7 protein-coding genes are annotated in these 7369 nt (G+C 64.7%); 1 reads left to right on the plus strand and 6 read right to left on the minus strand.

The annotated features are described in order from the left end of the window. Positions 1 to 1096 (plus strand): PPE family protein, SVP subgroup (locus tag AC2VOU_RS15890; RefSeq protein WP_486958237.1); only part of this gene is annotated, 1096 nt, incomplete at its 5' end. Position 1097: 1 nt separating this feature from the next. Here AC2VOU_RS15890 and AC2VOU_RS15895 read toward each other — a convergent pair. The 6 genes from AC2VOU_RS15895 to AC2VOU_RS15920 form a co-directional block, all read right to left on the minus strand. After that, complete coding sequence (locus AC2VOU_RS15895; RefSeq protein WP_486958238.1) at positions 1098 to 2039, minus strand: Ppx/GppA phosphatase family protein; 942 nt, start codon at positions 2037 to 2039, stop codon at positions 1098 to 1100. A 52-nt stretch (positions 2040 to 2091) separates the two neighbouring features. Beyond that, positions 2092 to 2583, minus strand: coding sequence for a DUF501 domain-containing protein (locus tag AC2VOU_RS15900; RefSeq protein ID WP_486958239.1), 492 nt, complete (start codon positions 2581 to 2583; stop codon positions 2092 to 2094). After that, complete coding sequence (locus tag AC2VOU_RS15905; RefSeq protein WP_486958240.1) at positions 2576 to 3223, minus strand: FtsB family cell division protein; 648 nt, start codon at positions 3221 to 3223, stop codon at positions 2576 to 2578. The genes AC2VOU_RS15900 and AC2VOU_RS15905 overlap by 8 nt, the downstream gene beginning before the upstream one ends. 21 nt (positions 3224 to 3244) lie before the next feature. After that, positions 3245 to 4525 carry a phosphopyruvate hydratase gene (gene eno / locus AC2VOU_RS15910; RefSeq protein ID WP_486958241.1) on the minus strand — a complete coding sequence of 427 codons (1281 nt, stop codon included), beginning with the start codon at positions 4523 to 4525 and terminating at the stop codon, positions 3245 to 3247. 289 nt (positions 4526 to 4814) lie between these two features. Beyond that, positions 4815 to 5801: an aldo/keto reductase gene (locus AC2VOU_RS15915; RefSeq protein WP_486958242.1), complete on the minus strand. Its 987-nt coding sequence runs from the start codon at positions 5799 to 5801 to the stop codon at positions 4815 to 4817. A gap of 265 nt (positions 5802 to 6066) precedes the next feature. Beyond that, complete coding sequence (locus tag AC2VOU_RS15920) at positions 6067 to 6945, minus strand: aldo/keto reductase (RefSeq protein WP_486958243.1); 879 nt, start codon at positions 6943 to 6945, stop codon at positions 6067 to 6069. Positions 6946 to 7369 lie beyond the last annotated feature (424 nt).

Raw genomic sequence — 7369 nt, forward strand, 5'->3', positions numbered from 1 at the left:
CGCCTTGACGGTGCCGCCGGCGGTGATCGCGGCCAACCGGAGCATGCTCGCGGCGCTGGTGGCGACGAACTTCCTCGGCCAGAACACGCCGGCGATCGCGGCGACCGAAGCCCACTACGCCGAGATGTGGGGCCAGGACGCCGTCGCCATGTACACCTACGCCGGTTCGTCGGCAGCCGCGACCGCGCTCCCGCCGTTCAGCTCTCCAGATGAGAACACCGATCCGGCTGGGACGGCTAGTCAAGCGGCCGCGGTCAGCCAAGCCGTGAGTACACCTGCGGGCAATGCACAAAGTATCGCCTCGAGTATCCCGCAGGTATTTTCCGCGGTGCCCAACGCGCTGCAAAGCCTCGCGACGGCGACGCCGGCAGCCTCGTCGTCCACCGTGACCCCACTGGACCTCGTGGCCGACCTGATCAACGTTTTCCTCACGACACCGACCCAGGTGTCATTCTTTGGTGTCCTGATGCCGCTGACGATTCTGGCCGGGCCGGTGGACATACCGTTCGCCATTGGCGCCAACCAGGTCAGCTTCCACGAGGACGACACGGTCAGCGGCTGGAACGGGGAGGAGATCTGGCCGGGTACCGGACCGGCGCCGGTCACCGAATTCCCGGCGGTCTTCACCAATCCGGGCCCGGCCGTGTCGGCGGGTCTAGGCGAGGCGAACACCGTCGGCAGGTTGTCAGTGCCGTCGAACTGGACCGTCGCCGCCCCGGAGATACGTTCCGTGGCCATGGTTTCGCCGATGAATACCGCCGGGATCACCGCGTCGGCACCGTTGGAAGCCGGTGCCGCAAACACCTTCAACCAGATGGGGATTGGCGGCATGGCCGGACAGGCCATGGCGGGCCCTCCGGCTCCCGCCGCCGCTGCGGAAAACGGCAAGGCGGTGACGGGTGCACGTCTGATGGCACGCGGCCCAGGCACCGATGCAGCCGCCCAGAGCGAGGCTGTGCCCGCTCCGCGGACCGTGATGACCGGGGTCGCCGCCGCGATCCGCGACATTGCCAAACTTCGCGACGAGGGACGGCTGACCGAACAGGAATACAACGCGCAGAAAAAGCAATTGCTGCAGATCTCGTTCGGACAGTAGGTCAGTCGGCGATCGACAGCGCGATACCGTCCAAGATGTCGTGCTCGCTGACCGTCAACTCCTCGATGCCGGCGCGATCGCGAAGCGCGATCGCCAACTCCTCGATGACGATGGCCCCGCCACCGATCACGTCGACCCGTCCCTGGTGCATGGGTCCCAGCGCTGCCCGAGCGGCGCGCGGCATGGTGATCAACTCGTCGCACACCCTCAGCAACCGATCCGTGCCGACTCGCGAAAGGTGAATGGCCGCTGCGTCATACGTCGTCATATCCTGCGCGAGAGCGGCGACCGTCGTCATCGTTCCCGCCACCCCGACCCAGGTGCGGGCCCGCTCCACCGGGACGATACCCAGCGCCTCGCCAAGCCGTCCGCGCACCACCTCGCGAGCCGCCGCCACCTCGTCGATCGTCGGAGGATCGGAGTGCAGGCAGCGCTCCGTCAATCGCACACAGCCGATGTCGGCTGAGAAACTGGCCGTCACCGAGTCGGTGCCCAACACCACCTCGGTCGACCCGCCGCCCAGATCAACGATGACGAATGGCCCTGCCGTGGAATCCAATTCGTTGACAGCACCCCGGAACGACAGCTCGGCTTCCGCAGTTCCGGTAATCACCTCGGCAACGGCGCCAGCCTCGACGGCGCCGAGCACATCGGCCGTCATCGCAAAGAAAACGTCACGATTGCCGGCGTCTCGGGTGGCTGACGTCGCAACCATGCGTACTCGGCCGACGCCATGAGACACGCACAACGCGGCGTAGTCCATCAGCGCAGAGCGGGTGCGCTGCAACGCTTCCGGCGCGAATTGGCCGGTAGCGTCCACGCCCTGACCGAGCCGCACGATACGCATTTCGCGGTGCACGTCGGTCAGCCGCCCACCGGACGCGTCGGCGATCAGCAACCGAATCGAGTTGGTACCACAGTCGATTGCGGCAAGTCGCGTCATATGGCGCCGCTCCTTCTCGTCGCGCTGCGCGCTCTGCATCGTCGCCGTCGCGTCATATCCACTCCCCCGGTCTGAGGATCCCGGTCATCACCGGCTCGACGGCCAGCACTGCCAGGGCTTCGTCGCCGAATGGGTTGGCACCTCGGCCCTTCGCCAGCGAGTGCGCGATCAGCACGTGCAGGCACTTGACCCGCTCGGGCATACCGCCGCCGGAGAACGTCGTACCCAGCGGCTCGATGGCATCCCGCTCGGCCAGGTACGACTCGTGGGCGCGCCGGTAGGCGGCGGCCAACTCGGGATCGGACTGCAGCCGCTCGGTCATCTCTCGCATCAGCCCGGTGGTCTCCAGCCCGCTCGCGGCGGCAGTCAGTGTCGGATGCGTGAGATAGTACAACGTCGGAAATGGCGTTCCGTCAGGCAGTTTCGGCGATGTCGTCACCACGGCCGGCTCACCGTTGGGGCATCGGTAAGCGATGTCAAGGACGCCACGCGGCTCGCGACCGAGCTGACGGGCGACGGCCTCGAGGTCGACGGGATCAACCACCGGGCGGCAGCGGGCCGGGTTGCTGGGGATTGGGTGGCCTGGGATTGGCTGGCGCTGGTGGCCCGTGCGGACTGTCGGCGATGGTGTGCCACAGCGAGGTGTACCAGGGATCGCTGCTGACAGCGGTTTTCGGCTGCGACCCAGGATCGGCGGGCCGAGCCGCACCCGCAGGCAGCTGAATCTGATAGGGGATCTCGCCCGGCATGACGAAGCCGAGGCGTTCGCGGGCCTGCGCCGCGATGAACGCAGGATCGCCGAGTTTCCCCTTCTGCTGCTCGAGATCGGAGATCTGTTGACGCAGTGCAGCTTCGGAGGCAGCCAGTTGCTTCATCTCGGTTCGCTGCGCGAAATAGGTGCGGACCGGGCCGGCGATCGTGAGCGTCAGGATGCAGACTACGGTCGCCAGGATGGCCGCCCGTCGCGCCGTCAGACCCAACCGCTGATCTGAGCGCTGCTCGGCCGATTCGGCGATCGCCTGTCTGATCGGTTCGACCACCTCGGGCATCGCCCGGGGCGACGCCGTCGGTCCGCGACGGGCCGCCGTCGACTTTCGCGGCCGGCCGGCCACCGAAACGCCGGCCCGACCCGGACGCGACGCCGGTGAGCGCCGCTTCGGTTCTGGTCGTTTTGATTCGGGCATCAGCTGTGGCGAATGTCGGTGCTACGGGGTGTACCTGGGGAACGCCAGGTCGCCAGCGTAGCGGCCGGCGTCGCCGAGAGCTTCTTCGATGCGCAGCAGCTGGTTGTACTTCGCCACCCGTTCGCTGCGAGCCGGGGCACCGGTTTTGATCTGGCCGCTGCCCACCGCCACCGCCAGGTCGGCGATTGTGGTGTCCTCCGTCTCGCCGCTGCGGTGGCTCATCATTGTCCGGTAGCCGCTGTGGTGGGCCAGCGCGACCGCATCGAGCGTTTCGGTGAGCGTGCCGATCTGGTTGACCTTGACCAGCAAGGCATTTGCCGCGCCCTTGTCGATGCCTTCTTCCAGGCGTTCGGGATTGGTGACGAACAGGTCGTCACCAACGATCTGCACCCGGTCACCGATCGCCGTCGTCAGCGCCACCCAGCCGTCCCAATCGTCTTCGGACAGTGGATCCTCGATGGATACCAGGGGGTAGGAGTCGAGCAGCTGGGCGTAAAATTGGGCCATCTCGTCGGCGGTCCTGGTCTTCTTCTCGAACTGGTAGCCGGTGCCTTCGGTGTAGAACTCGGTCGCCGCGGCATCGAGTGCCAGCGCCACGTCCGCGCCCAGTTTGAAACCGGTGGACTCGATGGCCTGGCTGATGATGTCAAGCGCGGCTTTGGTTCCCGGCACGTCAGGCGCGAACCCGCCCTCGTCTCCCAGCGCAGTGGACAGCCCCTGCTTCTTGAGCGCCGATTTCAGGGCGTGGTAGACCTCGGCGCCCCAGCGCAGTGCCTCGTGGAAACTCGGCGCGCCGATCGGAGCGACCATGAATTCCTGGATGTCGACCGCGGTGTCGGCGTGGGCGCCGCCGTTGAGGATGTTCATCATCGGCACCGGCAGAATGTGCGCGTTCGGTCCGCCCAGGTAGCGAAACAGCGGCAACGCGGCGGAATCGGCGGCCGACTTGGCCACGGCCAAGGATACGCCGAGGATCGCGTTGGCACCGAGGCGGGACTTGTCCGGGGTGCCGTCGAGGTCCAGCAGCGCCTGATCGACCAACCGCTGGTCGTCGGCGTTCAGACCGATCACCGCCGGCGCGATTTCATCGAGCACCGCCTGCACGGCCTTCTTGACGCCCTTGCCGCCGTAACGGTCGCCACCATCGCGCAGCTCGACGGCCTCGTGCTCGCCGGTCGATGCGCCAGACGGAACTGCGGCCCGCGCGAACGTCCCGTCGATCAAGGCCACCTCGACCTCGACCGTCGGGTTGCCACGGGAATCAAGGATTTCGCGGGCCCCGACCTGCTCGATAATCGGCACTACCTGCACCAACCTCTCTAGTCCGTACTCGCCTTGAACTGGGGTTTCACCGATGTAAACCACGTTGATCGACAAGTACGTTGTTCGTCGAGCGAGGTAATCACCAACAGTTGAACCCGGTGTACATCTCGAATTGACGCACCGTCGCTCACATCGTACTTCCGTACTGTTGACTTTCAGAGTCGGCCCGTTTCTGAAGCGAAACGAAATCGCCGATAGTCCGCCAGGTTTACGGTTTCCGATCGTCGGTCGGGATCAGACTGCTGAGCGCGGACCCGGTTGGTCACTCTCAGTGCACTTCTGCGTGCATTTCCGGGTACGGCCCACCAACGGGCGATGCCGCGGTCAAGATCTTGTCGATGGCGGCGAGGTCTGCGTCGGTCAGCGTGACGTCGGCCGCGCCGACACTGTCATGTAGGTAGGTGATGTGCTGCGCGCCGACGATGGCGACGTCGACACCCGGTCGGGCGATGGCCCAGGCAATGGCTAACTGGCTGACCGTCGCGCCGAGATCGGCGGCCAGATGCTGAAGTTCCGTCACCACGGGCAGGTTGTGCGCCAGGCTTTCGCCGCTGAACACACCGCTTTTGGCGCGCCAATCCTCGGGCGCGAACTTGGTGTCGGGTTTGACCGTTCCCGTCAGCAAACCGTGCGCCAACGGCCCGTACACCATCACCCCAACGTCGTGTGCGCGGCAATAGGGCAGCAGCGTGTCCTCGATGCCGCGGCGAAACATGTGGTAGGGCGGCTGCACCACTTCCACCGGCAGCGTGGCCGAAAATTCTTTCACCTGTTCGATGTTGTAGTTCGAGACGCCCACATGTCGGATTTTTCCCTCCGCGGCCAGTTCCGCGAGCGCTCCGGCGGTTTCGGATGCCGGGAGCTTGGGATCGGGCCAGTGCACCAGATACACGTCGATGTAGTCGATTCCCAGTGCGCTCAGGCTGGACTCAACGCCGCTGCGGAGCCATTCCGGGCTGGCATCGCGGACCAGGCCGTTGTCGGTGGCGCGCAGCCCGCCCTTGGTGGCGATGACGATCTCGTCGCGGGCTTGCTTGAGCTCGTCGCCCAGCGCCTTGCCCAGGACTCGCTCCGACTGCCCGAAACCGTACTGCTGTGCGGTGTCGAAAAAGTTGATGCCAAGATCGCGGGCCCGGCGGATCATGGTGATCGCGGCGTCTTCGTCCGCATGGCCCCAGTCGCTGGAGAACTCCCAGGTGCCAAACGCCAACCGGGAAACTTCGAGCCCTGTCTTGCCGAATTTGGTGAATTTCACGTCAGCCCTACTCTCTTAAGTTTCGTAGTCAGAACCACTGGGGCCGCGCCCCAACCCGTGGAAAGTGGGCCCGCGGTGGGCCGCTGAATTGGGGGGGCTTCGGTTAAGACGTAATCGGTGGCATGCTAACGCCCCTAGAATGCGTGGCCGCTACTTGTGAGCGGTTGGACGACCCGGCATCGGGGCTCTGGCTTCGACCTGTGGTCCAGTCTCGAACTGTTGCGAGCTCCTTCCTTAGGGTCGTGGCCGCTTGTCACGGCCATAGCTAGGTTCCCATGAATGTCATCGGGTCGTGGAGCACCCGGGTGCCGTCGTGCAACGCTTCGATGGCCTCCATGTGCTCGGACGCCAAACTGAAATCGAAGACTTCGAGGTTCTCGGTGACATGTTCCGGCTTGGACGACCGGGAGATCACGACGTTGTCCAATTGCAGGTTCCACCGGACCAGCACCTGCGCGGGGGTGCGGCCGTACTCGGCGGCGACCGAGGCGACGGTCGGTTCGTCGATCAGTCTGCCGACGCCCAACGGGCTGTAGGACTGTGTCACGACGTCGCGCTCGGCGTGGGCCTGTCGCAGCTCGGCCTGATTCAACCGCGGGTGCAGCTCGACCTGGTTCACGGCGGGCACTTGGGCGGTTTCCCCGATGACCGTCTCCAGCAGATCTTCGGTGAAGTTTGCCACGCCGATCGACCGGACGTGGCCGTGCTCTCGAGCCTGCATCATGCCCTGGAAACTCTCCACGTACTTACCGAGCTTCGGGGCCGGCCAGTGGATCAGGTAGAGGTCGAGGTAATCGAGGCCGAGCCGATCCAGACTGGCTTTGCAAGACTCTTGGGCGGTGTGGAAGCCCTGCATCGACGTCCCCAGCTTGGTGGTGACGAACAGCTCCTCGCGGGGGACGCCCGAAGCGGCTATCGCGCGACCGACCGCTTCTTCGTTTCCGTATGAGGCGGCGGTGTCAATGAGCCGGCAACCGGCCTCCAACGCGGCGAGCACCGAACTCTCGGTCTCCTCGTCGGACAACTTGGCGACACCGAGGCCAAGCACCGGCATCATCACGTCGTCGTTGAGCGTGACCGTCGGAATCGCTGCGAGACATCCGATGGCGCCGCTAGAGCTGGCATTCTCGTCAACTATTGTCATGGATTCGTTCGCCTGTCTGCATAGTTTGCGCGCACGGGTGTTGGACGAACACCGAGCCGGCGGCGCTAGTGCGCCGCGCAAATGCTATCGACCAAAAATCGCCAGGAAGCCGATGTCCACCGGAACCATCGAATAATAACATTACCCTTTCATCCTGTATATGTCTACGCCCTGAGGTTCACCCCGCCATCAATCGATCCAACGCGCCATATGATGCCGCCATCCCCTCCCGACGTCGATCGACCGCGACGACTCGAGGGCGGCTCGAAGATGGCTTAAATCATTCCTGTAAAAAGCTCCGACCTGCAACTATATCCGCAACATGTCCTCCGGATTGGCCTACGCACTCTTGATCGTCGTTACTCTGCCGTGATAGAAAGTTATCGACTCGTGATACGACGATGTCCATGGTCTGTTACGACAA

This window comes from Mycobacterium sp. TH-M25 (assembly GCF_057473665.1).